Annotated in this window: 19 protein-coding genes; 15 read left to right on the forward strand and 4 right to left on the reverse strand. The window is 56.6% G+C overall.

Translation table 11 applies throughout. The features are described from left to right. Positions 1-2: 2 nt before the first annotated feature. From odhB to sucD, 4 genes are all read left to right on the forward strand, one after another. Complete coding sequence (gene odhB / locus GA0071314_RS05905; RefSeq protein WP_074395789.1) at positions 3-1,592, forward strand: 2-oxoglutarate dehydrogenase complex dihydrolipoyllysine-residue succinyltransferase; 1,590 nt, start codon at positions 3-5, stop codon at positions 1,590-1,592. 90 nt (positions 1,593-1,682) lie between these two features. After that, positions 1,683-3,122 (forward strand): dihydrolipoyl dehydrogenase, encoded by a 1,440-nt coding sequence (gene lpdA / locus GA0071314_RS05910; RefSeq protein ID WP_074395790.1) that lies wholly within the window; start codon positions 1,683-1,685, stop codon positions 3,120-3,122. Positions 3,123-3,269: 147 nt separating this feature from the next. After that, on the forward strand, positions 3,270-4,436 hold the full coding sequence (gene sucC, locus GA0071314_RS05915; protein ID WP_074395791.1) for an ADP-forming succinate--CoA ligase subunit beta: 1,167 nt from the start codon (positions 3,270-3,272) through the stop codon (positions 4,434-4,436). Then, positions 4,436-5,308: a succinate--CoA ligase subunit alpha gene (gene sucD / locus GA0071314_RS05920; RefSeq protein WP_074395792.1), complete on the forward strand. Its 873-nt coding sequence runs from the start codon at positions 4,436-4,438 to the stop codon at positions 5,306-5,308. Before sucC ends, sucD begins: the two co-directional genes overlap by 1 nt. A gap of 53 nt (positions 5,309-5,361) precedes the next feature. On the opposite strand, the gene GA0071314_RS05925 is transcribed toward sucD, so the two are convergent. Beyond that, entirely contained in the window at positions 5,362-6,423 is a 1,062-nt protein-coding gene (locus GA0071314_RS05925) for a lysylphosphatidylglycerol synthase transmembrane domain-containing protein (protein ID WP_074395793.1), read from the reverse strand. Beyond that, positions 6,401-7,519: a glycosyltransferase gene (locus GA0071314_RS05930; protein WP_074395794.1), complete on the reverse strand. Its 1,119-nt coding sequence runs from the start codon at positions 7,517-7,519 to the stop codon at positions 6,401-6,403. Before GA0071314_RS05930 ends, GA0071314_RS05925 begins: the two co-directional genes overlap by 23 nt. A 157-nt stretch (positions 7,520-7,676) precedes the next feature. Here GA0071314_RS05930 and GA0071314_RS05935 point away from each other — a divergent pair, with 157 nt between their 5' ends. After that, positions 7,677-8,156, forward strand: coding sequence for a CopG family transcriptional regulator (locus GA0071314_RS05935; protein ID WP_231896518.1), 480 nt, complete (start codon positions 7,677-7,679; stop codon positions 8,154-8,156). Positions 8,157-8,170: 14 nt separating this feature from the next. Then, positions 8,171-9,286, forward strand: coding sequence for an extracellular catalytic domain type 1 short-chain-length polyhydroxyalkanoate depolymerase (locus GA0071314_RS05940; protein WP_074398447.1), 1,116 nt, complete (start codon positions 8,171-8,173; stop codon positions 9,284-9,286). Between the two features lie 107 nt (positions 9,287-9,393). Here GA0071314_RS05940 and GA0071314_RS05945 read toward each other — a convergent pair whose 3' ends face one another. Together GA0071314_RS05945 and GA0071314_RS05950 are read right to left on the reverse strand one after the other, a co-directional pair. After that, on the reverse strand, positions 9,394-10,263 hold the full coding sequence (locus GA0071314_RS05945) for a hypothetical protein (RefSeq protein ID WP_074395795.1): 870 nt from the start codon (positions 10,261-10,263) through the stop codon (positions 9,394-9,396). A 549-nt stretch (positions 10,264-10,812) separates the two neighbouring features. Further along, complete coding sequence (locus GA0071314_RS05950) at positions 10,813-12,753, reverse strand: exoribonuclease II (protein ID WP_074398448.1); 1,941 nt, start codon at positions 12,751-12,753, stop codon at positions 10,813-10,815. A 160-nt stretch (positions 12,754-12,913) separates the two neighbouring features. On the opposite strand from GA0071314_RS05950, the gene GA0071314_RS05955 reads away from it, so the two are divergent. From GA0071314_RS05955 to GA0071314_RS05995, 9 genes are all read left to right on the forward strand, one after another. Continuing rightward, positions 12,914-13,711: a Cof-type HAD-IIB family hydrolase gene (locus GA0071314_RS05955; RefSeq protein ID WP_074395796.1), complete on the forward strand. Its 798-nt coding sequence runs from the start codon at positions 12,914-12,916 to the stop codon at positions 13,709-13,711. Between the two features lie 116 nt (positions 13,712-13,827). After that, positions 13,828-14,553, forward strand: a complete 726-nt coding sequence (locus GA0071314_RS05960; protein WP_074395797.1) for a response regulator — start codon at positions 13,828-13,830, stop codon at positions 14,551-14,553. A gap of 80 nt (positions 14,554-14,633) precedes the next feature. Beyond that, positions 14,634-16,052 carry an ATP-binding protein gene (locus GA0071314_RS05965; protein ID WP_441316777.1) on the forward strand — a complete coding sequence of 473 codons (1,419 nt, stop codon included), beginning with the start codon at positions 14,634-14,636 and terminating at the stop codon, positions 16,050-16,052. A gap of 63 nt (positions 16,053-16,115) precedes the next feature. After that, positions 16,116-17,330, forward strand: coding sequence for an AGE family epimerase/isomerase (locus GA0071314_RS05970; RefSeq protein ID WP_074395799.1), 1,215 nt, complete (start codon positions 16,116-16,118; stop codon positions 17,328-17,330). Between the two features lie 116 nt (positions 17,331-17,446). After that, positions 17,447-18,724, forward strand: coding sequence for an ABC transporter substrate-binding protein (locus GA0071314_RS05975; protein ID WP_074395800.1), 1,278 nt, complete (start codon positions 17,447-17,449; stop codon positions 18,722-18,724). Positions 18,725-18,805: 81 nt separating this feature from the next. Continuing rightward, positions 18,806-19,738, forward strand: a complete 933-nt coding sequence (locus GA0071314_RS05980) for a carbohydrate ABC transporter permease (protein WP_172822092.1) — start codon at positions 18,806-18,808, stop codon at positions 19,736-19,738. Then, complete coding sequence (locus GA0071314_RS05985) at positions 19,731-20,609, forward strand: carbohydrate ABC transporter permease (protein WP_074395801.1); 879 nt, start codon at positions 19,731-19,733, stop codon at positions 20,607-20,609. Before GA0071314_RS05980 ends, GA0071314_RS05985 begins: the two co-directional genes overlap by 8 nt. A 20-nt stretch (positions 20,610-20,629) precedes the next feature. Further along, complete coding sequence (locus GA0071314_RS05990) at positions 20,630-21,751, forward strand: ABC transporter ATP-binding protein (RefSeq protein WP_074395802.1); 1,122 nt, start codon at positions 20,630-20,632, stop codon at positions 21,749-21,751. 334 nt (positions 21,752-22,085) lie between these two features. After that, positions 22,086-24,050, forward strand: coding sequence for a type VI secretion system Vgr family protein (locus GA0071314_RS05995; protein WP_074395803.1), 1,965 nt, complete (start codon positions 22,086-22,088; stop codon positions 24,048-24,050).

The following is a 24,050-nucleotide window of genomic DNA, read 5'->3' on the forward strand; positions in this document are numbered from 1 at the left end:
ACATGGCTACCGAGATCAAAGCGCCAACCTTTCCGGAATCCGTTGCCGAAGGCACTGTGGCCGCGTGGCATAAGAAGCCGGGCGACAGCGTTGAGCGTGACGAGCTAATTGTTGAAATTGAAACCGACAAAGTGGTGCTCGAAGTCGTCGCACCGGAAGCGGGTACCCTGACCGACGTGATGGCCGAGGAAGGCGATACCGTCGAGTCTGAGCAGGTGCTGGGTAAAATCGGCGAAGGCGAAGCCTCCGGCGATAGCGGCAAGAAAGAAGGTGCGTCTTCTAGCGATGACAGCGCGGAGAAGTCAGAAAAGAAATCTGACGACAAGAAAGAAGCTAAAAAAGCCAGCGGCGGTAACGGCGGTGGTAAGCAGCATGAGGTGAAAGCACCGAGCTTCCCTGAGTCCATCCAGGAAGGCACCGTTGCTACATGGCACAAAAAAGTTGGCGAAGCGGTGAAGCGCGATGACGTGCTGGCCGACATCGAAACCGACAAAGTGGTGCTTGAAGTCGTCGCGCCCGCTGATGGCGCCCTGGCCGAGATCAAAGCCGAAGAAGGCAGCCAGGTTGAGTCAGAAGCTGTGCTTGCGACCTTCACCGAAGGCGCAGGCGGTGAAAGTAGTGGCGATAGCGGTGGCGATTCAGCGCCCGCAAAAGCAGACAGCAGCGATGGTGATGATGCCGATGAGAAAGTTGGTGACAAAATCCTCGCCCCGGCCGCCCGCAAAATGGTCGCCGAGCATGACCTGGACGTAGCCAAGATTGAGGGCACCGGCAAAGGTGGCCGTATCTTGAAAGAAGACGTTCAAAAAGTGGTAAAAGATGGTTCGGCCAAGAAAGCTGCAAAATCTGCTGCCCCTGCGAAAGCGGCCGCAGCCCCCGCTGCTGAAGGTGAGCGCGTTGAGAAACGCGTTCCTATGAGCCGTCTGCGTCAAACCATCGCCAAGCGTCTGGTCCAGGCACAGCAAACCGCTGCCATGCTGACCACGTATAACGAAGTGGACATGACAGCGGTCATGGAATTACGTGCGCAGTACAAGGATACGTTCCTGAAAGCGCACGATACCAAGCTCGGCTTTATGGGCTTTTTCGTCAAGGCTGCCTCCGAGGCGCTCAAGCGCTTCCCGGACGTTAATGCCTCCATCGACGGTACTGAAATCGTGTACCACGGCTACCAGGATATCGGCGTTGCGGTGTCGACGCCGCGTGGCCTGGTCGTGCCGGTATTGCGCGACACTGATAGCATGAAAATCGCCGATGTCGAGAAGACAATCGTCGACTTCGGTAAGCGTGCACGTGACGGTAAGCTTGGCATCGACGAAATGCAGGGCGGCACCTTTACGATTACCAACGGCGGTATCTTCGGTTCGCTGATGTCGACCCCGATTATTAACCCGCCGCAAACCGCCATTCTGGGGATGCACAAGATTCAGGAACGTCCCATGGCGGTTAATGGCAAGGTCGAGATTCGCCCCATGATGTACCTGGCGGTTTCCTACGACCACCGGATGATCGACGGCAAAGACGCCGTGCAATTCCTGGTGACCATTAAAGAGCTGCTGGAAGATCCCGCACGCCTGTTGCTGGACGTGTAAGGTCATCGCGACCTACCCAAGCACTCACGTTCAATCGCACCCTGCCTTCTGCCCCACAAGGGAGAAGGCACCCAAGCTAAAGGAGCCAACATGGCTGACAAGTTTGATGTGATCGTTATTGGTGCCGGCCCTGGTGGTTATGTAGCGGCCATCCGTGCGGCGCAACTCGGGCTGAAAACCGCCTGTGTGGAAAAGTGGATCGGCAAGGAAGGTAACGTCGTACACGGCGGTACCTGCCTGAACGTTGGCTGTATCCCGTCTAAAGCGTTGCTTGAAGCGTCGCATAAGTTCGTCGAAGCGAAAGACGATTTCGACGACCTGGGTATCCAAGCCGGTGACGTCACCATGGATGTTAAGAAGATGATGGCGCGCAAGGACAAGATCGTTAAGAACTTGACCGGCGGCATCTCGGGCTTGTTCAAGGCCAACGGCGTCACCGCCATTGACGGCACTGGTAAAGTCATTTCCGGCAAGCAAGTGGAAGTGACCGATAAAGACGGCAAAGCGACTACCTACGACGCCGATAACATCGTCGTGGCGGCGGGCTCGGTGCCGGTGGAAATTCCACCGACCCCGCTGACCGAAGGTCTGATTGTCGACTCCACCGGTGCGCTTGAGTTCACTGAAACGCCGAAGCGCTTGGGTGTGATTGGAGCGGGCGTGATCGGCTTGGAGCTGGGCAGCGTGTGGAACCGCTTGGGTTCCGAGGTGACGGTTCTCGAAGCCATGGACTCCTTCCTGCCCATGGTCGACGGTGCCATCGGTAAGGAAACCCAGAAGCTGCTCAAGAAGCAGGGCCTGGATATCAAACTCGGTGCTCGCGTGACTGGGTCGGAAACCAACGGCGACGAAGTCACCGTCAAGTACACCGACGCCGAAGGCGAGCAGGAAATAACCTTCGACAAGCTGATTGTCTGCGTGGGTCGTCGTCCTTACACCAAAGGCGTGATTGCCGATGGGGTCAGCGTTGAGCTGGACGAGCGTGGCTTCATCTTCGTTGACGACCAGTGCCGCACCAATGTCCCGGGCGTTTACGCCATCGGTGACTGCGTACGTGGCCCGATGCTGGCGCACAAGGCTTCCGAAGAAGGCATCATGGTGGCGGATATTATCGCCGGCCATAAGGCCGAGATGAACTACGACGCCATTCCCAACGTCATCTACACCTTCCCGGAAGTCGCTTGGGTGGGGATTACCGAGGAAGAAGCCAAGGCGAAAGGTATCGAGGTGAAAACCGGTAGTTTCCCCTTCGCGGCCAGCGGCCGTGCGATGGCCAACAATGCCACCGAAGGCAACGCCAAGATCATCGCGGATGCGGAAACCGATCGCATTCTGGGCATGCACATTGTGGGTCAGCACGCCGGTGAGATGATTGCCCAGGGCGTGATTGCGATGGAATTCGGCTCCAGCGCTGAAGACCTCGCGCTGACTTGCTATGCCCACCCGACGATGTCGGAAGCGGTACATGAAGCGGCGCTCGCGGTAGAAGGCCATGCTATTCATATGGCTAACCGCAAGAAACGCAAGTAATCCAGTAAGCAACAACGAAGCGCCACCGACAGGTGGCGCAACACTTTCGGCCTTGGCGTTACGTTCAAGACACGAAAGCACGGGGATGATCAGTACCTCAATGGACTGGTCATCATTCGAGTCACATGCAACCAATGGCATGAATCGATGAACCTTCACGAGTATCAAGGCAAACAGCTGTTTGCTGACTATGGTCTGCCAGTGTCCAAAAGCTTTGCTGTGGACACTCCCGAAGAAGCTGAAGAAGCATGTAAAAAGATCGGCGGCAACATGTGGGTGGTTAAAGCCCAGGTGCACGCAGGCGGTCGTGGTAAGGCGGGCGGCGTTAAGCTGATTAAAGATCCTGCTGATGCCAAAGCCTTTGCCGCGCAGTGGCTGGGTAAAAACCTGGTGACGTTCCAGACTGACGAACATGGCCAGCCGGTCGCCAAGATTCTGGTTGAGACCTGCACCGATATCGCCGATGAGCTTTATCTGGGTGCTGTCGTCGACCGTACGACCCGCCGTGTGGTCTTTATGGCCTCTACCGAAGGCGGCGTCGAGATCGAGAAGGTTGCCGAAGAAACGCCCGAAAAAATTCTCAAAGCTGAGATCGATCCGCTGGTCGGTGCGCAGCCTTACCAGGCGCGTGAGCTGGCATTTGCGTTGGGTCTTTCCGGTGACCAGATCAAACAGTTCACCAAGATTTTCTTAGGTCTGTCAAAGCTGTTCCACGATAAAGATCTAGCTCTGCTGGAAATTAACCCGCTGGTGGTTACTGACGAAGGCAACCTACACTGCCTCGACGCCAAACTGGGCCTCGACAGCAACGCGCTGTACCGTCACCCGGACCTTCAGGCGATGCGTGACCCGTCTCAGGAAGACGAGCGCGAAGCTGAAGCCGCTGCATGGGAACTTAACTATGTCGCGCTGGATGGCAACATCGGTTGCATGGTAAACGGCGCTGGCCTGGCCATGGGCACCATGGATATCGTCAATCTGAATGGTGGCAAACCGGCCAACTTCCTTGACGTTGGCGGCGGCGCGACCAAAGAGCGCGTAGCAGAAGCCTTCAAACTGATTTTGTCTGACGACTCCGTCAAGGCCGTTCTGGTTAACATCTTCGGCGGCATCGTGCGTTGCGACATGATTGCTGAAGGCATTATCGGTGCCGTTGAGCAGGTCGGTGTCAACGTGCCGGTAGTGGTGCGTCTGGAAGGTAACAACGCCGAGCTAGGTACGGAAAAACTCGCGTCTAGCGGTCTGAATATCATCGCGGCTACCAGTCTGACCGACGCGGCTCAGCAGGTCGTTAAAGCGGCGGAGGGCAAGTAATGAGCATCCTGATCGACAAGAACACCAAGGTAATCTGCCAAGGGTTTACCGGTGGCCAGGGTACCTTCCACTCCGAGCAGGCGATTGCCTACGGCACGCAGATGGTCGGTGGTGTGACACCTGGTAAAGGCGGCCAGGAGCACCTGGGCCTGCCCGTTTTCAACACCGTGAAAGAAGCGGTCGAGAAAACCGGCGCGGAAGCCAGCGTAATCTACGTACCGGCCCCGTTCTGCAAAGACTCGATCCTTGAAGCGGCAAATTCTGGCATCAAGCTGATTGTGTGCATCACCGAAGGCATCGCCACGCTTGATATGCTCGAAGCGAAAGTAAAATGCGACGAGCTGGGCGTGCGCCTGATTGGCCCGAACTGCCCCGGTGTTATCACCCCGGGTGAATGCAAAATCGGCATTATGCCAGGCCATATTCACCAGCCGGGCCGTGTAGGCATCGTATCGCGCTCTGGTACCTTGACCTATGAAGCCGTTAAACAGACCACGGATCATGGTTTCGGTCAGTCTACCTGTGTTGGTATCGGCGGTGACCCGATTCCGGGCTCCAACTTCATCGACATTCTAGAAATGTTCGAGAAGGACCCGAAAACTGAAGCGATCGTCATGATCGGTGAAATCGGTGGTACTGCCGAAGAAGAAGCGGCGGCTTACATTAAAGCCAACGTTTCCAAGCCGGTGGTTTCCTACATTGCCGGTGTGACGGCACCTCCTGGCAAGCGTATGGGCCACGCCGGCGCGATCATCTCTGGCGGTAAAGGCACCGCTGACGAGAAGTTCTCTGCCCTGGAAGATGCCGGTGTCAAAACCGTGCGTTCGCTCGCCGAGATCGGCGACGCGTTGAAGGAAGTAACCGGCTGGTAAGCGGGTTACCTTGAAAGGCGCGCGATACAGCGTGCCCGATCGAAAAAGAGCACCTAAGGGTGCTCTTTTTTTGTGCCGATGTTTTGGCGCTCGGGTAATTTCGCTGGTTTGAGCAGACGGAACCCATAACTCAGAAAAAACGGCGCGCCGACAGCTAAATACAGGTGATAGCTGACCAGTCGCCAGATCAGCACGGCGGCGGCCGCCTGTTCAGCGGCCATCAACGGCAGCAGCAGCGAGCCCACGCCGACTTCCGCAGCCCCGGCACCGCCGGGCAAAAAGCTCAGCTGGCTGGCGGCCATGGCCAGCATTTGGGTTAAGAACGTCCATACCCAATCGACGTTGCCGCCGACGCCCAGCACGGCCAAGTAGAGCAGGCTGTAGCGCATCAGCCAGTGCGCGGTGGTTAATAAGAGCATCGCAAGCAGCGTGGACCGTGGCAGCGACAGGGTTACCTTCAGCGCCTGGCGAAACCCCAAAAAGCCACGGGCAAGCCGCCGCCGTCGGTAACGACTGAGCCAGGTGAGCCTGAAGCGCTGCGCGCGCAGCAGGCGGGGAAGGTGGTAGACCAGCAGGCAGATCAGAGTGGCGACGGTTACCAGCCCCGCCAGCGCCGACTGCACCAGTGCCTGATGTGGCCAGTGAACATCACCGATCAGCGACCACAGCACCAGCCCGCCGAGCATGCTGAGAAAGAACAGCATGTCGCAGCCCTGGTCAATCAAGAACACGGCACTGCCTTTGGAAGGCGGCAGGCCGCGCTGGGCCAACAGCACCAGCAGCGTGGCGGCACCGCCGCTACCGCCTGGCGTGGCGCACAGGGCGAACTTGGAGGCCAGCTCAATACCCAGGGCACCGCGCTGCCCGAGCGCGCCTGCCCGGCCGCCCAACATCAAACGCAGCCGCGCGGCGTTCAGGTTCCAGCATAGCGCGGCGAGGGTCAGCATCAGCAGCAGTATACCTAGCGGGAACTGCCTCACCCGCTGCCAGGCCTCGCTGCCGCCGACCCAGGCGGTGAGCAGCAAGGGCAAACCCAGCGCCAGGACGATCATCACGATAGGCAGCGACCGCCAGCGACGCCCGTTGCCGGGTTTAACGCGGTTGGGGGAGCGCATAAGGCAGGGCAGTATTGGTCAGACTTTCATAGTGCGCTAGCAGCGCGTGCATCACGCTATCCCAGTTGAAGTGACGTTCCACATGGCGGCGCGCATAACGGCCGCTGGCGGCGATGTCGTTGCTGAATAGCGCGTCGCAGGCCTCAGCCATCGCGATTGCGTCCAACGGGCGACATAAAATGCCCGCGCCAAGCGGCACGTTCTCGGCAAGCGCGCCGGCGCGTGCGGCGACCACAGGGATGCCGCAGGCCATGGCTTCCTGAGCGATCAAGCCAAAGGTTTCCCGCGTGCCAGCGTGTAGCAATGCATCGCTGCTGGCCAGCGCCTTGGCCACCTCATGAGCCCCGCAACAGCGGTCGACAACGGTGACGTTGGCAGGTACCTGATGCGGCATACCCGGGCCCATCAGCAAAAGGTGGTAGTCACTGCCCAACTTACGCATGGTGGTCAGCAGTACATCGATATTCTTTTCTCTGGAATAGCGGCCAACGAAAATCAGCAGCTTTTTATGCTGGGGAATGCCCATGCTGGCGCGAAAGTCAGCGTCGTACTGATTGGGATGGAAATGTTTGATGTCGACCCCAAGTGGCTGTACGCGGACATGCTCGACGCCCCAATCCTGTAGACGGTCCGCCATGGCCTGGCAGGGGGCGAGGACGCTGTCAAACTGGCGGTACAGAGACGCTACGTAGCGGATTAAGCGTCGTCGGACATGCTGCCCAAAGCGGTCGCCCATCAAGCGTGGTAGATCCGAGTGATAAAACCCGACCACAGGAATGCCCAGTCGTTGTCCGGCCTCAAGCGCTGCCCAGGCGGTTACATAGGGATCACCCGCCTCAATGATGTCTGGGCTAAGGCCCATCAGTGCATCGCGCCAAGGGCGGGTGCGCAGAGGAAAGCGATAGCCTTGCCCAAGGGGTAAGCGAAACGCCGGTAACGTGTATTGATCGCCCAGGCTGTCCCACTCAGCGCCCGGGACCAGCAGGCTGGTGCGCAGTTCAGGATAGCGGGCAAAGACGCGATGTTTGGCCTGAAGGTAGGTACGCACGCCGCCACTGGCGGGGGCGTGAAACATGGTGACATCGGCGATGTGCAAGGTAACCTCCGTGCCGCTTGGGTGACGTTAATCACCTTAACCAACAAATAAGTCAGTTCGACGACAGTGGCCTGTTCCGTGTTTATGGGCCGTATTGCGTAGCTAACGCTTGACTAATGCCGGGATAGGTCCAAGATACCATCTATATGGATGGTATATGGATTCCAATTGGATGTTAAATTGGTTGGGTAATCACTTCCAGGGCAGCGAGGCATACCCGATGAGCGTGCATGAACTGCGCCGCCGATCCGGCGACACAAGCGAGAAAATCACCATCAACCTGGGGGTTGTTGACCTGGGGAAAATCGATTTGCTAGTTCAAGAAGGCTTCTATTCCAACCGAACCGACTTGATTCGTACGGCTATTCGCAATCAGTTGGCGACCCATGCCGAGGACGTGAAAGAGACCGTTACCCGCAAGGCATTCGTGTTGGGGCTTGAGCATTACAGTCGCGGGGACCTTGAAGCCCGGCAGGCGGCGGGCGAGATGCTGCAGATTCAGGTGCTGGGGATGGCCAGCATCTCGGATGACGTTACCCCGGAGCTTGCCCGCGCCACTATTGAGTCGGTCGTGGTGCTTGGCGCCTTGCATGCCAGCGCGGCCGTCAAGGCCGCCCTGGCGGATCGAATCCACTAATGAGGGACATGACCATGATCAGCGACAGCATCACCCAACGGATGGAAGAAGCAACCCGGCTCACGCGTGCGGGCAAGCTCCACGACGCCATGGCCCTCCTGAAGGGTGCCATGCCTGAAACGCAGGGCAGGCAAACGCCGAAACAACCTTCCTGGAGAGGCAATACCTTCGAAGGCACCTGGGAGGTCGTCGATGATCCGGCTGCGCCGACTTTATCGCCCGGCAACGCGCGGCGAGCGCATACCAGCGCGTTCACCACCGGCAGTTTTAGTTGCCGAGCGGGCACGCGTGATTACAAGCTCTTTATTCCCAGCGGCTATCACGGGCAGGCGCTTCCATTGGTGGTGATGCTGCATGGCTGCACGCAGAACCCCGATGACTTTGCGGCCGGAACCGATATGAACCGGCTTGCCGAAGACCAGCAATTTTGTGTGCTCTATCCGGCCCAGCCAATGACTGCCAACAGTTCGAAGTGCTGGAACTGGTTCAAGGCCGAAGATCAGCAGCGTGAGGGCGGCGAGCCCGCCATCCTTGCAGGCATGGCCCGGCAAATTATCCACCAGTATGGGCTCGATGCCTCGCGCGTCTACGTCGCCGGGCTTTCCGCCGGTGCCGCCATGGCGACGACACTGGCGATGACCTATCCAGACCTGTTTGCAGCGGTGGGCGTGCACTCCGGCCTTCCCCACGGCGTGGCAAAAAGCCTACCCGATGCGTTGGGCGCTATGCAGGGCGGCACCGGACCTCTCAGCAGCGCTGCGCAAAGTGCCAAGTGGGCATCGCAGGTGCCGGCAATCATCTTCCATGGTGACCGCGACACCACCGTACACCCCAGCAATGCCGACCGCGTTGCCGCCCAGTACGCCTCGCACCCAGCGGGCGAAAAGGGCAGGCCTCGCGAAGTTGGCGGCCAACCCACCGTCGAGCAGGGCCGCGTGGCCAACGGGCATGCCTACACGCGTACAGTTCATCTCGATGCCAGCGGCAAACCAAGCATGGAGCAGTGGCAGGTACACGGGGCGGGCCACGCCTGGTCAGGAGGCAGTGCGAAGGGCAGCTACACCGACCCAAAAGGTCCCGATGCGACAGGCGAAATGCTACGTTTCTTCTTTCAGCACCAGCTGGCTTAGGTCGGCAAACAGAAGCACAGCAGCAGACATAACCACGGCGCCTTGAGGCGCCGTGGTTGTGGTGCATAAGCTGAAGCCACTTGTAAGTGACCTATAGAGGCAGAAAGTTAGTTTTGGATAGTGGTCGCTTTGTTGCTGCTACCACCCGATTGGTGGTGCGTGGTGATAGCCGCACCGCCGCTCTGGTGGATGGTTGATGTTTGGAGATTATCCAGTTGTGTCGCTTTGGCATAGTGGCCGTCGCCCTCTTGAATTATATCGGATATAGAGCCGCTACCATCGCGTTGGATAACGATTGCATCATTCGAGTTGCCGATTTGGAGAATGTCTGAATCGGACTCGGGCGCATTTTCTTGGGTTACATCAGCGCTGTTGTCATCTCCTACTTGGAAAATATCACTAAAAGAGGCTTTGGCATTGGTTTGGTTTACATTAGAAAAATTAAGATCGCCAGTTTGGTAAATGTGGCTCTCATTGAAGTCGAGGGTGTAGGGATGGCTTTGTTGGTTTACGGTAGCGTCATTATCAGACCCACTCTGTACAATAACAGAACCAGTAACGGCTGATTGGACTTGTGTAACAGTTGCTGTGTTGCTATTTCCTTGGTATTGATCAACCCAAGAGTATGTGTATTGGTTAGCATTGCCGGACTGGTTGATATCGGCTACATGGCTGTTACCTTCTTGCCTAACCCGTGAGTAGGTAATATGTGAGTCTTGGGTTACTTCTGAAAGGTTTTCATTACCCGTTTGATCGACCACCGAGTAAGCACCAAGAGTACCACCGCCATTGCCCGTTTGTTTTGTTGTGGCTTCATTATCAGACCCGTCTTGAGTTATGTGGGACTCCTTATCATCAAAGTCATGATCTGCCATTTCGGTTCTGATGTTTGGATCTTGTGCTTGCTGTGCAAATACTGTCCCTGCGCTAAAGGCAAAAGCGATTGCGGTAGCCAAGGTGGTGTATTTAAATTTCATAATCTTTCTCCTGATGGGAGTCGCCGTTTGAAAGCAAAGTCGGTTTTTAGTGATTTTTGGTTCAGTAGTGGTGTTTGTTTTTTATCCACCCTTGTTTTTTAAAGGGTGTATTGATGTTGGCTTTTGATTATTATTGTTTCCATATCAATTGTTTGATAATTTATTTTATTTTTTTAATCTTTACTTTTAAAATCTTGGTTGTGTGGTCTATTTAATTATTTTTTAAATGTCATTTGTTATCAATGAATGGGTTGATTTCGGGTTGTCTATTTCATTTCTGTCTAATTTTAAGAAAAGTAACGTCCGTACAAGCAATTGAAGTTATTTTGTTTTTATGTTGGTTGGCCGTTATAAAGATTGAGATTCAAGAGGGGCTGGATAAGTAAACAGATAGATTAGATTTTTGATTCAATGATAGAAATAGCTTATGAGTTATGCGTCATCATATAGCCGCTATACTCCTATCGTATGGGGGAACTTATTTTATGAGGGGGTTCATAAAAAAACGGCAGCCTATAGGCTGCCGTTCAAGTTTGTACTAAAAAGTGCTTAAGCGGCAGGGCGTGCCACCAGCGACCGGGTCTCTTCGCGAGCCTCGGTCAGCACCACGCGTAGCGGGTCGCCAAGCTTGTAGCGTTCTTCACCTTCGATCTGGATGCGGCCCTCTTTGTCGTCAATCACCACCTTGCTGCGGTCACTGTGCATCAAGGGGGCGGGTACAAAGGCCGTCGCGCCATTTTCCAGCAGTCGAACGCGCATACCGCCCCGGTTGATGGCCATGATTTCGGCCTCAAAGGTGTCCTGGTTTTGCGCGGCCGGGGTCAGGTAGCGCACGTAGAGCCAGTCTTTGACGTCACGCTCGGCCATGCGGTTGAGGCGGCGGCGTTCGGTCAGCTGCTCGGTGAGCTGCTGGCTGGCTTCGGCCGGGGCTTGTTCACCCTTCAGCACGCGCTTGATCAAGCGGTGGTTGACCATATCGCCATACTTACGAATCGGCGAGGTCCAAGTGGCGTAGGCCGCCAGACCCAGGCCAAAGTGCGGGCCAGGCTGGGCGGACATGCTGGTAAAACCCTGGAAGCGGCGCAGGCGCGCATCCAGCCAGGCATCGTCACGGCTTTCAAGCGCACGCTTGAGGTCTTTATAGTGAGCAAGCTCGGTTAATGCTTGCTGGTCCACCTCAATCTCCTGGCCGGCCAGAAACTCCTGGGCGGCTTCGGCCTTTTCGGGCTCAAAGGCGCGGTGCACATTGAAGATGCCGTGGCCGATGTGCTTGGCGAGGAAGTCAGCGCAGCAGGCATTCGCCGCAATCATCGACTCTTCGATCATGCGGTTGGCAATGCGGCGATCTTCAGTGCGAATCGCCAGTACGTTGCCGGCATCGTCCAGGTCGAAGACGTAATCCGGACGATCTTTAAATACCAGGGCATGCTCGTTACGCCAAGCCGTGCGCGCCTCGGTCAAATCGCGTAGCGCGGTCAGCTGCTCGGCGATGTTGTCCGCCGGTGCCCAGTCGCCTTGACCGTCAATCCAGTCGGACACGTGGTCGTAAGCGAGTTTGGCGTGGGATTTAACGTTGGCAGCAAAAAAGCGGTAATCGCCAAGGCTGCCGTCAGCATTAATATCCAGCGTACAAGCCAGCGCCGGGCGATCCTTGCCTTCCCACAGCGAGCAGAGGTCATCGGCCAACTGCTCGGGCAGCATGGTGACGTTCTGACCCGGCAGGTAAACCGTAAAGGCGCGGGTGCGCGCTTCCAGGTCAGCCGCGTGGCCTTCTTTGACGTAGGCGGTGGGGTCGGCGATGGCGACGCTCAACTGCCAGCCGCCTTCCTCGCGCTGGGTAACGCGCAGGGCGTCATCCATGTCGCGGGTTTTTTCGCCGTCGATCGTGAAGAAGGGGAGCGCCGTGAGGTCTTCACGGGTCAGGCCTTCATCCATCAGCGGCCAGTCGCTGCCCGCATCAGGGCATTCCTGCTCAAGCGCGTGACGCGCCAGAGTGACACGCCACGGCACGGCGGGATCGTCGGATTTGGCCACCAGCTCGTCAATCTGGCTGAAGAAGCCGCGGTCGTTCTCTTTCAGCGGGTGACGCACCAAGCGCGCGACGACCCAGTCGCCATCGGCAATGGTGGATTCGTCCAGGCTGTTCTTAATGCGCGCCTTGAGTACGTTGCGAATTGAGGGATGGTCGGGCACCACTGCCAGACGATCTTCGCGCTTTTGCACCCGAGCAACAAAGCGGTCGAGCCCCGCTTCAATCAACTTCTCAGGCTCGACGGACTTTTTATCACCGTTCTCGTGAATCACGCCTTCCACCCGGTCGCCGTGAAGCACTTGCTTCATGGCGGGGGGCGGTACGAAATAGGATTCACCGTCGTCGGTTTCGAGAAACCCAAAGCCTTTCTCGGTAGCTTTAATCACCCCTTCGGCACGCGGAGTGGTGTCACGAATCTGTTGCTTGAGGGAAGCAAGCACGGAATTGTTTTGCAGCATGAGGTCAATCAGTTGGCGAAGGTAGGTTGCCACTATACGGATTCACACTGGCTGCGCCAATTGTCGTTGTGGTTGGTTGCTTTCAAACACGACAAGACAACCACTTACATGCCTTTTGCTGAATCGGTTAAGCTACCGATACAACTTTCGGGAGCGCGCTATGACACCAAGGCTAATTGTTTCGGATCTTGATGGAACCCTACTAGGAAGCGACCACACTTTGCATGAAAGTACCGTTGAGGTGCTGCGAGCACTGGTGAAGCAAGGTCATCACGTCGCGCTCGCCTCTGGTCGCCATTACCACGATATGAAGGTGTTTCGTGATCAGTTGGATATTCCTGCCCATTTGATCAGTACCAACGGCGCCTATGTTCACGACCCGAAAGATACCTTGCTGACGGCTAATCATCTTGCGCCTGAACATGCCAAGACGCTGATTGATCTTCCACGTCCGCCTCAGGTGCGGCTTAACCTATATCGCGAAAGCGGCTGGCATATTGATGCAGAGGCCCCGCACTTATTATCGCTCCACGTTTCCACCGGCTTTGAATATGACGTAGTGCCCCCATCGCAGATGGACACTAATGGCGTGGGCAAAGTGCTCTATATAGGCGACCCGCAGTCGCTGAAAAAGCTGGAAGCTCAGGCCCAATCGTCCTACGGCGATGCGCTGCATATTACCTACTCAACGATTGACTCGTTGGAGATCATGGCGGGCGGGGTCAACAAAGGCGTGGCGTTGGCGTCACTACTTGAACGGTTGGAATTAACCCCAGCAGAGTGCTTGGCGTTTGGTGATAACCTTAACGATACTGAAATGCTCGACATAGCGGGGGAGGCCCAGATAATGGCTAACGCCCACCCAGCGCTATTTGATCGTATAAAGGGCGCCGAGCGTATCGGCCACCACGGTGAAGCTGCCGTTGCCGGTTGGCTTAAAAAGCGGTTTGGTCTTTAGGCGCAATAGATCACGATGCTAATGCAACCTTGGTCGTAGCGGTATTGCTACTAGTTAATCCCTAGACCATCATCAAGGCCCAATAACGACAACAACGTAGGGCTGAAACTGCTGCGATGACCACCACGCCCGCTACCTTGATTGTGATCGATGATGACCCGGAAATTTGTGAACTGCTCGCCGACTACCTTGGGCGGCACGGTTATCGGGTATTCACCGGGGATGGCGCCGACGCGCTAAATGCTCTGTGCGTGGAACATACCCCCGACTTATTAATTGTCGATTTGATGCTCCCCGGTGATGACGGCTTCACCATCTGTCGCGATGTCAGAAAGCACAGCGATGTGCCGATTATTATGCTCACCGCCAGTGCCGATGAGACGGACCGTATCCTCGGCCTCGAGTTGGGGGCTGATGACTATCTGGGCAAGCCGTTCAATCCCCGGGAATTGCTGGCACGCATCAAGGCGGTGCTGCGCCGTACCCGCAGTGCTCCAACTGCGCTGCCCGCCGGGCAGGCGCGTTGGGTCAGTTTTGGCAACTGGCAGCTTGACCGCATGACGCGCGAACTAATTGACCTGCAAGGCGGGCGAACCGCGCTTTCGGGGGCTGATTTTCAGCTGCTGCAGGTGTTTTTAGAGCACCCGGCCAAGGTGCTCACCCGCGACGATCTCTATGCGCTTACCCGCGGGCGGGATGCGCCGCCACTTGATCGCTCTATTGATGTTCACGTTTGCCGCCTGCGCCAACGGCTGGGTGAAGACGCCCAGCACTCGCAGCTGATTCGTACGGTGCGCGGGTCGGGTTACGTATTAACCGCTCAGGTAGACGCATTAACGTGAAACCCGTGAAGTGGGTAAAATTGCGTCGTGGGCTTGCCCGCTGGTTACCGGCTTCGCTGCGCGGGCGCTTCGTAATTATTATGATCGCCGGTGTGCTGGTTGCCCAGGGGGCCAGCTACGCGATCTGGACGTCCCAGGTGCGCTCTAGCCACTTGTCCCAGCTTGATGAGTTGTCCACCAATATGGCGTTTAGCATCGCCTCTACCATGAAGTTTTTTCGCTCACTGCCTGTCGACTACCGTCATATCGTGCTGGATCAGTTGCGTAATATGGGCGGCACGCGGTTTTTTGTCAGCGTCAACGAACGCAGGCTGACCATTGACGATATCGGCTCTGGGCCGGAAAAACAGGTGGTGGTGAATAATGTGCGCTCGGTGCTTACCCAGCAGCTCAATATTGACGATGTGATTGTCGAGTTTTCTCGCCCCGAAAACCTGCGGGTGCTCAATAACGAAGTACTGCTCTACGATCTGCCACCGCGCTGGGGGCAGCACAGCCTGCTGATGGAGCCGCTTTCCCCGCCGATTTTAGTCGTTCAGTTAGAGCTTGCCCCGGACACCTGGCTCTACGTTGCGACGCTGCTGGGTGTGCCGGATATTTTTAGCGGCTATCGCTGGCTCTCCGAGGAGCGTTTGCTGGTCGGGTTGCTGGTGCTGCTTAGCGTGCTGGGGCTCTCACTGTGGGGGATTACCAGTGTGACAAGGCCGTTGGCGCGGCTATCCCGAGCGGCGAATCAGTTGGGCGACGATCTGGATATGCCGCCGCTAAAAGAGAGCGGTCCCAAGGAAGTTGCCGCTACCTCTGTGGCGTTCAACCGTATGCAACGGCGCATCCGCGAGCAAATCGAAGAGCGTGAGCGGCTCTTCTCGGCGATTTCCCACGATTTAAAAACGCCCTTAACCCGTATGCGTCTGCGCGCCGAAATGCTTGATGATGCCCACCAGCGCGAGCGCTTTTGCGCCTCGCTGGATGAGCTGGATAGTCTGGTAAAGGGCGCCTTAGCCTCGGTGAAAGGCTTGGATCTGCATGAGGAGCCAGCCCCCGTCGCGCTGGAGCCTCTGCTTGAAGAACTGGCGGAAGAGCTTAGCCTCCAGGGTGGCCAAGTGAAGATTGAGAAGCCCAGCCAGCCCGCTGCACCGCTGATCGCCAAACCGTTGGCGCTCAAGCGCTGTCTGGCCAATCTGCTTGAGAACGCCGTTTTCTACGGCAAGCAGGCCGACGTGCAGCTAATCGACCAGGGCAACGTGATTACCTTACGTATCCGCGATCACGGCCCCGGCATTCACGAGGAGCAGCTAGGGCGCGTGTTTTCGCCCTTTGTCCGCCTGGAGCCGTCGCGCAGTCGGCATACCGGCGGCAGTGGTCTGGGGCTGGGCATCGCTCGGCATATTGCGCGTGCCCACGGCGGCGATATTCAGCTCGCCAACCATCCTGAAGGCGGGTTGGTTGTCTCCCTCAGCCTGCCGCGCCGAGAGCAGAGCAATACTTTGCAGCATTAGGAAACATGGCGCGGCTTCAGATATCGGTTAGGTTAAAGGTTCATCGCTGCCAAGGATTCGCACATGGATTTCTACGATATCGCCTCACTCCAGGCTCACATCAGCAAGACGATGGCGTTCTATCACCCACGGGCCATTGATCCGGAGGGGGGCTTCTTTCATTACCTGCGTGACGATGGCGAAATCTATAATCGCCGCCACCGCCATCTGGTTTCCAGCGCTCGCTACGTATTTACCTATGCCCGCTACGGCGAGCACTTCAAGCGTCCAGAATATCTAGATTGGGCGCGACATGGCCTGGCATTTATCGAACGCTTCCATTTTCAGCCCGACTACCAGGGCTACGCCTGGACGCTTGACGGAAAGAGCATCGAGGATGACACCAACCACTGCTATGGTTTGGCCTTTGTGCTACTGGCCTATGCGACGGCACTTAAGGCTGGCATTGAAGAGGCGCGCGAAGGCCTGTATCGCGTGCACGAACTTCAAACGAGCCGCTTCTGGGAAGCGCCTTGGCAGCGCTACGCTGACGAGGCGGATCGAGACTGGCAGGTGTCTGACTATCGTGGGCAGAATGCCAATATGCATAGCTGCGAAGCGCTGATTGCTGCTTACGATGCGACGGGGGACCGCGCATTTCTTGAGCGTGCGCTCCAGCTTGCTAGAGCCTTTTGCCTAGCGTCTGCGCAGCATGACGCAGCAATTGCCAATAAGCCCGAGCAGGGAGGCTGGATCTGGGAGCACTATGATCGACAGTGGCAACCAGACCTGGAGTATAACCGCGACAATCCTCGCCACCTATTCCGCCCCTGGGGCTATCAGGTGGGCCATCAGACCGAGTGGGCCAAACTGCTGATGCTGTTGGAGCATCGAGCGCCAGAGGCTTGGCTTCTGCCCACCGCCAGCCGACTGTTTCTTACCAGTGTAGAGGCCGGTTGGCATCCCGAGCACGGTGGGTTGGTGTATGGCCTGGATCTAGCCGGGAACATATTCGACGCGGATAAATATTTCTGGGTTCAGGCCGAGAGCCTGGCCTGCGCGGCTATGCTCGGCCAGCGTACAGGTGAACCGAGATTCTGGCAGTGGTATGAGCGGCTATGGGAATTTAGCTGGTCGCATATGATCGATCATCGTCACGGTGCCTGGTATCGCATCCTGACCCCGGATAATCGGTGTTATTCCGACGAGAAGAGCCCGGCGGGAAAAGTTGATTATCACACCATGGGGGCTTGCTACGACGTCATCAAGACCTTGCGGAATGTTTCAAGCCTGCAATAACCACGCAATACTATCCATTACTAGGTAACCCTGCGCTTGTAACGAATGGGATATGGTTATCTTTGGTCGTCTCTTAAACGGCTGACAATATACTAACAATATCGGAGATACGCCCTATGCGTGCATTCACACCATTCCCTTCGTTTCATAAAACACTACTCGGCCTTGCCGTTGTTACCGCTATGTCCACAACTCAGGCACAGGCAGGTGAAGTTGAAGTGTTGCACTGGTGGACTTCCGGCGGTGAAGCTGAGGCCGTAGGGGTGCTGAAGGATCTCGTCGAGGCTGAAGGCCACACGTGGGAGGATTTTGCGGTGGCTGGCGGTGCAGGGGATAGCGCCATGACGGTACTCAAGTCACGTGCTATGTCGGGCAATCCTCCGTCGGCAGCGCAGATTAATGGACCATCAATCCAGGAGTGGGGCGAGCTGGGCCTGCTGGGTAATCTTGATGAAGTGGCTGAGCAAGGCGACTGGGATGAATTGTTGCCTGATGTCGTTGCCGACATGATGAGTTACGAGGGGAATTACGTGGCGGTCCCGGCCAACGTGCACCGGGTCAACTGGTTATGGGCTAATCCTGAGGTGTTCGACGATGCCGGTGTCGAGATTCCCACCACCTGGGATGAGATGTTTGAAGTTGGTGAACAGTTGCGTGAAGCAGGCTATGTGCCACTCGCGCATGGTGGTCAGCCCTGGCAGGACGCGACCATTTTCGAAAGCGTTGTGCTCAGCTTGGGAGGCAGTGATTTTTATCGCCAAGTATTCGTCGACCTCGATGTCGAAGCGATCGAGAGCGACACTATGATCGAGGCACTTGAGACCTTCAAGCAGCTCCGTGAGCTGATGGATGATGGCATGTCAGGGCGTGACTGGAACATCGCTACGTCCATGGTCATCAATGGGGAGGCGGCCATGCAATTGATGGGGGACTGGGCCAAGGGTGAGTTCACCGCAGCCGGGTTGACCGCCGGGGAAGATTACCTCTGTGTAGCCGCTCCAGGCACCGAAGACGCCTTTACGTTCAACATCGATAGCTTTGCGATGTTCCGAGTCACTGAGCCAGACGTCCAGGAAGCACAGCAAACACTCGCTCGCCTGGTGCTTGAACCTGAATTTCAGGAGGCGTTCAACAAGGTAAAGGGGTCGATTCCTGCGCGGCCTGATCTGGACATGAGCGAGTTCGACAGCTGTGCCCAACAGTCGCTAGCCGATTTTCAGCGCACCGCTGAAGAGGGTGGTCTCGTGCCTAGCCTGGCCCATAATATGGCCGTTCGTTCCGATGTCCAGGGGGCTATTTTCGATGTCGTGACCAACTACTTCAATGACGACGACATGCAAGCCGAAGAAGCTGCTGAACGGCTGGTCAACGCCGCTGAAGCGGCCTCGTTCTAACGTTCATTCGCAACCTGTATAGGCGCTGACCGGCGCCGCCGTGATGGCGGTGCCACCGCTTCTTGGCGAGGACGTTTCTCCATGAAAAATTTCTTTTCGACGCCTACCCCTACCGGGCAACCTGCTCCGCCTGCCGCGACCTCGAGTGGGTTGCAGGCGTGGCTGCCGCGCTTGGTGCTTGCCCCTTCGGTGGCTATTTCATTGTTCTTTGTTTACGGCTTCATGCTGTGGACCTTTGTTTTGTCGCTCACCAGTTCACGCATGCTACCCAGCTACGACTTTGTTGGCTTTGGTCAGTATGCCCGGCTGATGCAAAACGAACGCTGGTGGGTGGCGTCTACCAACCTGATGATTTTTGGCACGCTGTTTGTGGTGATTTGCTTGGTCATTGGTGCGTTACTGGCGATGTTGCTCGACCAAAAAATCCGCCAGGAAGGCGCACTGCGCACGATCTACCTCTATCCCATGGCATTGTCCTTCATCGTCACAGGGGTGGTCTGGAAATGGTTACTTAACCCCAGCCTGGGCATTCAGGCGATGGTTCGCAGTTGGGGCTTCGAATCGTTCCGGTTCGACTGGTTGGTCGACCCGCAGATGGCGGTTTATACCCTGGTAATTGCGGCCGTATGGCAAGCCTCGGGGTTTGTCATGGCATTGTTTTTAGCAGGGCTTAGGGGAATCGACGACAGCATCGTCAAAGCGGCTCAGCTTGACGGTGCCAGCCTGCCGCGCATCTATTGGCGGGTGGTGATGCCATGCCTGCGCCCGGTGGTTTTCAGCGCCGTGATGATCCTGGCGCATATTGCGATCAAAAGTTTTGATCTTGTCGTCGCGCTAACCGGCGGTGGGCCAGGCTATGCGTCAGATCTCCCCGCTACCTTCATGTACGCATACGCCTTTAACCGCTCGCAAATTGGCCTGGGTTCTGCCAGTGCCATGCTAATGCTGGGCGGTGTATTGGCCATTCTTATTCCGTACCTGTATTCCGAATTGAGGGGTCGCCGGCATGGCTAATGTGATTCGTCGTCAAACGCTCGCTGCGCGCATCAGTCGACTGGCGGTATACGGCGTGCTGATCCTCGCGGCCCTGTTCTACCTGTTACCGCTGGTGGTGATGTTGATGACCTCGGTGAAGCCGCTCAGTGAAATCAGCGCAGGCACACTGCTTATGCTGCCGCAAAACCCGACGCTGGCCCCGTGGACCAAAGCCTGGGGAGAGGCCTGTACCGGTATGCGCTGCGATGGCGTTGGCGGTTACTTCTGGAATTCGTTCGCGATTGTGATTCCAGCTGTATTGATCTCCACGGCGATTGGTGCGCTGAACGGCTATGCGCTAACCAAATGGCGCTTTAAAGGCTCGGAGCTGGTTTTCGCGCTGATGCTGTTTGGCTGTTTCATTCCGTTTCAGGTGGTATTGCTTCCCATGGCGCAAACCCTTGGGTGGCTGGGCATTTCTAGCTCCCGTGTGGGGTTGATCCTGGTTCACGTGGTGTTCGGTATTGCCTTTACCACGCTTTTTTTCCGAAATTTTTATGTAGGCATACCCAATGAACTAGTGTCAGCGGCGAAGCTGGACGGTGCCGGCTTTTTCCGCATTTTCTGGCGTATTTTAGTGCCCGTTTCAACGCCGATTATCGTGGTGTCGGTGATCTGGCAGTTCACCCAAATCTGGAACGACTTCCTGTTCGGCGTGGCGTTTTCTGGCCACAACACCCAGCCCGTCACCGTCGCACTTAATAACCTGGTCAACACCTCAACTGGCGTGCGCGAATACAACGTCAATATGGCGGCGGCGATGATTGCTGCGCTGCCCACCCTGGTGGTGTACGTGCTGGCGGGAAAATACTTCGTGCGCGGGCTCACGGCCGGCTCAGTGAAAGGCTAACAATAACAAGGTGAACCATTATGGCAGCGTTAGAAATCCACAACGTGCGCAAAGACTTCGGCACCGAGCGAGTGCTGAAAGATGTCAGTATATCGATCGATTCCGGCGAGTTCCTGATTCTGGTCGGCCCGTCCGGATGCGGTAAATCAACGTTGATGAATGCCATTGCCGGGCTTGAGCCCGTCACCAGCGGCAATATTTATATCGACGGCGAAGACGTCACATGGCGAACACCCTCCGAGCGGGATATTGCCATGGTGTTCCAGTCCTACGCGCTCTACCCGAGCATGACGGTACGTCAGAACATCAGCTTCGGGCTTGAAATGCGCAAGGTGCCTAAGCCCGAGCGTGAGGCCGCCGTCGAGCGTGTCGCCGACCTGCTGCAGATTTCTCCCCTGCTAGAGCGTAAACCGTCTCAGTTGTCAGGTGGGCAGCGTCAGCGGGTCGCCATGGGACGTGCCCTGGCCCGTGAACCCAAGGTGTATTTGTTCGATGAGCCACTGTCGAATCTGGATGCCAAGCTGCGTGTTGATATGCGCACCGAGATCAAAAAGCTCCACCAGCGCCTGGGCACAACGATTGTCTATGTGACCCACGATCAGGTTGAGGCAATGACGCTAGCCGACTGTATAGCGGTGATGCGCGATGGGTGTATTTTGCAGCTTGGCAGCCCCGACGAGGTCTACAACAACCCGGTGGATATGTTCGTGGCCGGCTTTATGGGCTCGCCATCAATGAACTTCATTCGCGCTACCTTGGAAGATAACAACGGCGGTTATCAACTTCGCATTGCCACGCCGGGTGAGGATGAGCTGGTGCTGCCCTGGCCGGAAGAGCGCATCGCCCCAGATATGGCCGAACGGCTTAACCAGCAGGTCATTCTTGGCCTACGCCCAGAGCACTTCAGCGAAGAGGATGAGCGGTTAACGTCCCAAGCCGAAGGAACTCTGCTGAGTGCCAGTGTGGCGGTGGTAGAACCTACCGGGGCGGATATCTTGCTGCGCTTACCGCTGGGTGAACAGGAAGTGACCGCCCGCGTTGGGCCTAAATGCGCGGTGGTTGCAGGGGAGCGCTTATCGCTGCGTGTTGATATGGGGCGGGCGATTCTATTTGATGCCGAAACCGGGCAGCGTATTGCTTAATGAATCAGCTTCCCACAGCGTAGTGTGTCGCTACGTTGTGGGAGGAAGCTCTTGCTATTGGGATGCTCTAGGTAGGCTTTAAAAGGAGGCGCCTTTGAAAAGTTTGTGTAAGCCATGTCGGAAAATTTTGTAAGAGACGGCTTACAAGAGACTAATGCGAAGAGCGCCTTGATATTTAATAACTATTTGTTTTTATTTGATTTTATAGGTTGGCTCAGTAACGCGTGATTTTTCTCCCACCAGCCCGCTAGCCCCGAAGGACGTTGCAACCTCTCGCCATCCTATTACCCTTATCGCCTCTTATTAGTAAAAAAATGATTCAGGGAGTGGTGTGATGGCGAACGGTAACGGCCTTTCCTTTACTCTCACCTTGCCCGGCGTAGACGATATCGCCGTGGTGGATTTCTCCCACCGAGAAAAACTGTCAGCACCCTTCGAGCTATCGCTCAACCTTGCCAGCCGCAACGGCCAACTTGCCGCCAGCGAGCTATTGGATCGTGAAGCCACCTTAACTATCTGGCATAGCGGCGAAGCGCTGCGCCATATTCACGGCATTGTCAGCGAATTTTCCCAGGGCGACCGCGGCCACCGCCGCACCTTCTACTCCCTGGTAATGCGCCCCGCGCTTTGGCGACTCTTCCTGCGTCACAACTCGCGCATCTTTCAAGCGCTCTCGCCGCTTGAGATTATCCGCACCCTTTGTCAGGAGCGCGGCGTCAGTGACGTCACTTTTGATGTTACCCGCGAGCCAGCCGAGCGTGAATACTGCGTACAGTACCGTGAAACGGACCTTGCGTTTATCGAGCGTCTGGCTGCCGAAGAAGGGCTGTTCTACTACCATGCTTTCGAAGAAGGGGCGCATCGCCTCATCTTCACCGATGATCCTAAAACGTTACCCAGCCTGGGCGAGCGCACCTACCACAGCCGTGCGGGGGGAACACCGCCCACGCGCCATGTGCGTAAGCTTCGCCATACGGCGCGGGTAGCCAGCTCCTCCGCGACGCTAAAGGACTACAGTTTCAAGAACCCTAGCTATGCACAGCTGCATGAGCATCAGGGGCAGGATGTTGAACAGCACGGTCAACAAGCTGACTACGAACATTATGACTATCCTGGACGCTACAAACAGGATGCCTCCGGCAAACCGTTTACCCGTATTCGTTTAGAGCACCTGCGCCGCGAAGCGGTGACCGCTCACGCCGAGAGTGACCTGCCGGAACTTGCCCCCGGCGTTTGCTTTACGCTGACTGACCATGATAACGACAGCCTCAATCGTGACTGGCAGCTTATCGAGGTAATTCATCACGGCGAACAGCCCCAGGCGTTGGAAGAAGACAGTATTTCCAGTAGCGATACCGCAGGGATGACTCGCTACCACAACACGCTGGTGCTAGGGCCTGCCGACACCGCCTGGCGGGCAACACTCAATGTGAAACCGCGTGTCGATGGGCCTCAGGTAGCGTTTGTCGTAGGCCCCTCAGGGGAAGAGATTCACTGCGACGAATACGGTCGGGTCAAGGTACAGTTCCCCTGGGATCGCGACTCAGAACCCAATGAAAAAGCCAGCTGTTGGGTGCGGGTTTCTCAAGGCTGGGCGGGTGGCGGCTACGGCAGCATCGCGATACCCCGTATCGGCCATGAAGTGATCGTTTCTTTCCTGGAAGGCGACCCGGATCAGCCGTTGATCACCGGCCGTACCTACCACGCCGCCAATACCGCGCCGTATCCCTTGCCCGAGCATAAAACCCGCATAGCGATCAAAACCCAGACCCACCAAGGGGAAGGCTTTAACGAGCTGTGCTTTGAAGACAAGGCCGGGGAAGAATTTATCTACATGCACGCCCAGAAAAATATGGAACTGCATGTCCTCAACTCGCGGCAGAAGCGGGTCGAGTTCGACGATACCGCGACTATCGGCAATAACTCCCACTTGGCGGTCGCCAAGGATCGCGTCGAAACTATCGACGGCAACCGCGATATCACCGTGCGCACCAACCACACCGAACAGATAGACGGCGAGCGCGGATTAACGGTGGGTGGCAGCTATCAAACACATGCCAACGGCGATATCACCTTTAAAGCAGATGGCGAATTGATACTGGATGCCAGCAAAATAACCCTGGTCGCCGGTGGTGCCGCGTTGGTAGTTGCTGGCGGCAGCGTAGACGTGACGCCCACCCTTAATGTGGGTTCGGCATCGCCCAGTTCAGCGGCGCTCCCTCCCATCCCCGCTGTGCTTGAGGCCGCCGCAGGCGAAGGCAGTCCGTTTGTCTCCCACTGCCCGCTCGAAGAGGAGTAA

The organism is Halomonas sp. HL-93, assembly GCF_900086985.1.
Lineage (GTDB): Bacteria > Pseudomonadota > Gammaproteobacteria > Pseudomonadales > Halomonadaceae > Vreelandella.

What these genes read in the sequence shown, in the direction of transcription:
- odhB (WP_074395789.1), top strand. Translation starts at nt 3, where the DNA reads ATGGCTACCGAGATCAAAGCGCCAACCTTTCCGGAATCCGTTGCCGAA.
- lpdA (WP_074395790.1), top strand. Translation starts at nt 1,683, where the DNA reads ATGGCTGACAAGTTTGATGTGATCGTTATTGGTGCCGGCCCTGGTGGT.
- sucC (WP_074395791.1), top strand. Translation starts at nt 3,270, where the DNA reads ATGAACCTTCACGAGTATCAAGGCAAACAGCTGTTTGCTGACTATGGT.
- sucD (WP_074395792.1), top strand. Translation starts at nt 4,436, where the DNA reads ATGAGCATCCTGATCGACAAGAACACCAAGGTAATCTGCCAAGGGTTT.
- GA0071314_RS05925 (WP_074395793.1), bottom strand. Translation starts at nt 6,423, where the DNA reads ATGCGCTCCCCCAACCGCGTTAAACCCGGCAACGGGCGTCGCTGGCGG.
- GA0071314_RS05935 (WP_231896518.1), top strand. Translation starts at nt 7,677, where the DNA reads ATGGATTCCAATTGGATGTTAAATTGGTTGGGTAATCACTTCCAGGGC.
- GA0071314_RS05940 (WP_074398447.1), top strand. Translation starts at nt 8,171, where the DNA reads ATGATCAGCGACAGCATCACCCAACGGATGGAAGAAGCAACCCGGCTC.
- GA0071314_RS05945 (WP_074395795.1), bottom strand. Translation starts at nt 10,263, where the DNA reads ATGAAATTTAAATACACCACCTTGGCTACCGCAATCGCTTTTGCCTTT.
- GA0071314_RS05950 (WP_074398448.1), bottom strand. Translation starts at nt 12,753, where the DNA reads ATGCTGCAAAACAATTCCGTGCTTGCTTCCCTCAAGCAACAGATTCGT.
- GA0071314_RS05955 (WP_074395796.1), top strand. Translation starts at nt 12,914, where the DNA reads ATGACACCAAGGCTAATTGTTTCGGATCTTGATGGAACCCTACTAGGA.
- GA0071314_RS05960 (WP_074395797.1), top strand. Translation starts at nt 13,828, where the DNA reads ATGACCACCACGCCCGCTACCTTGATTGTGATCGATGATGACCCGGAA.
- GA0071314_RS05965 (WP_441316777.1), top strand. Translation starts at nt 14,634, where the DNA reads ATGATCGCCGGTGTGCTGGTTGCCCAGGGGGCCAGCTACGCGATCTGG.
- GA0071314_RS05970 (WP_074395799.1), top strand. Translation starts at nt 16,116, where the DNA reads ATGGATTTCTACGATATCGCCTCACTCCAGGCTCACATCAGCAAGACG.
- GA0071314_RS05975 (WP_074395800.1), top strand. Translation starts at nt 17,447, where the DNA reads ATGCGTGCATTCACACCATTCCCTTCGTTTCATAAAACACTACTCGGC.
- GA0071314_RS05980 (WP_172822092.1), top strand. Translation starts at nt 18,806, where the DNA reads ATGAAAAATTTCTTTTCGACGCCTACCCCTACCGGGCAACCTGCTCCG.
- GA0071314_RS05985 (WP_074395801.1), top strand. Translation starts at nt 19,731, where the DNA reads ATGGCTAATGTGATTCGTCGTCAAACGCTCGCTGCGCGCATCAGTCGA.
- GA0071314_RS05990 (WP_074395802.1), top strand. Translation starts at nt 20,630, where the DNA reads ATGGCAGCGTTAGAAATCCACAACGTGCGCAAAGACTTCGGCACCGAG.
- GA0071314_RS05995 (WP_074395803.1), top strand. Translation starts at nt 22,086, where the DNA reads ATGGCGAACGGTAACGGCCTTTCCTTTACTCTCACCTTGCCCGGCGTA.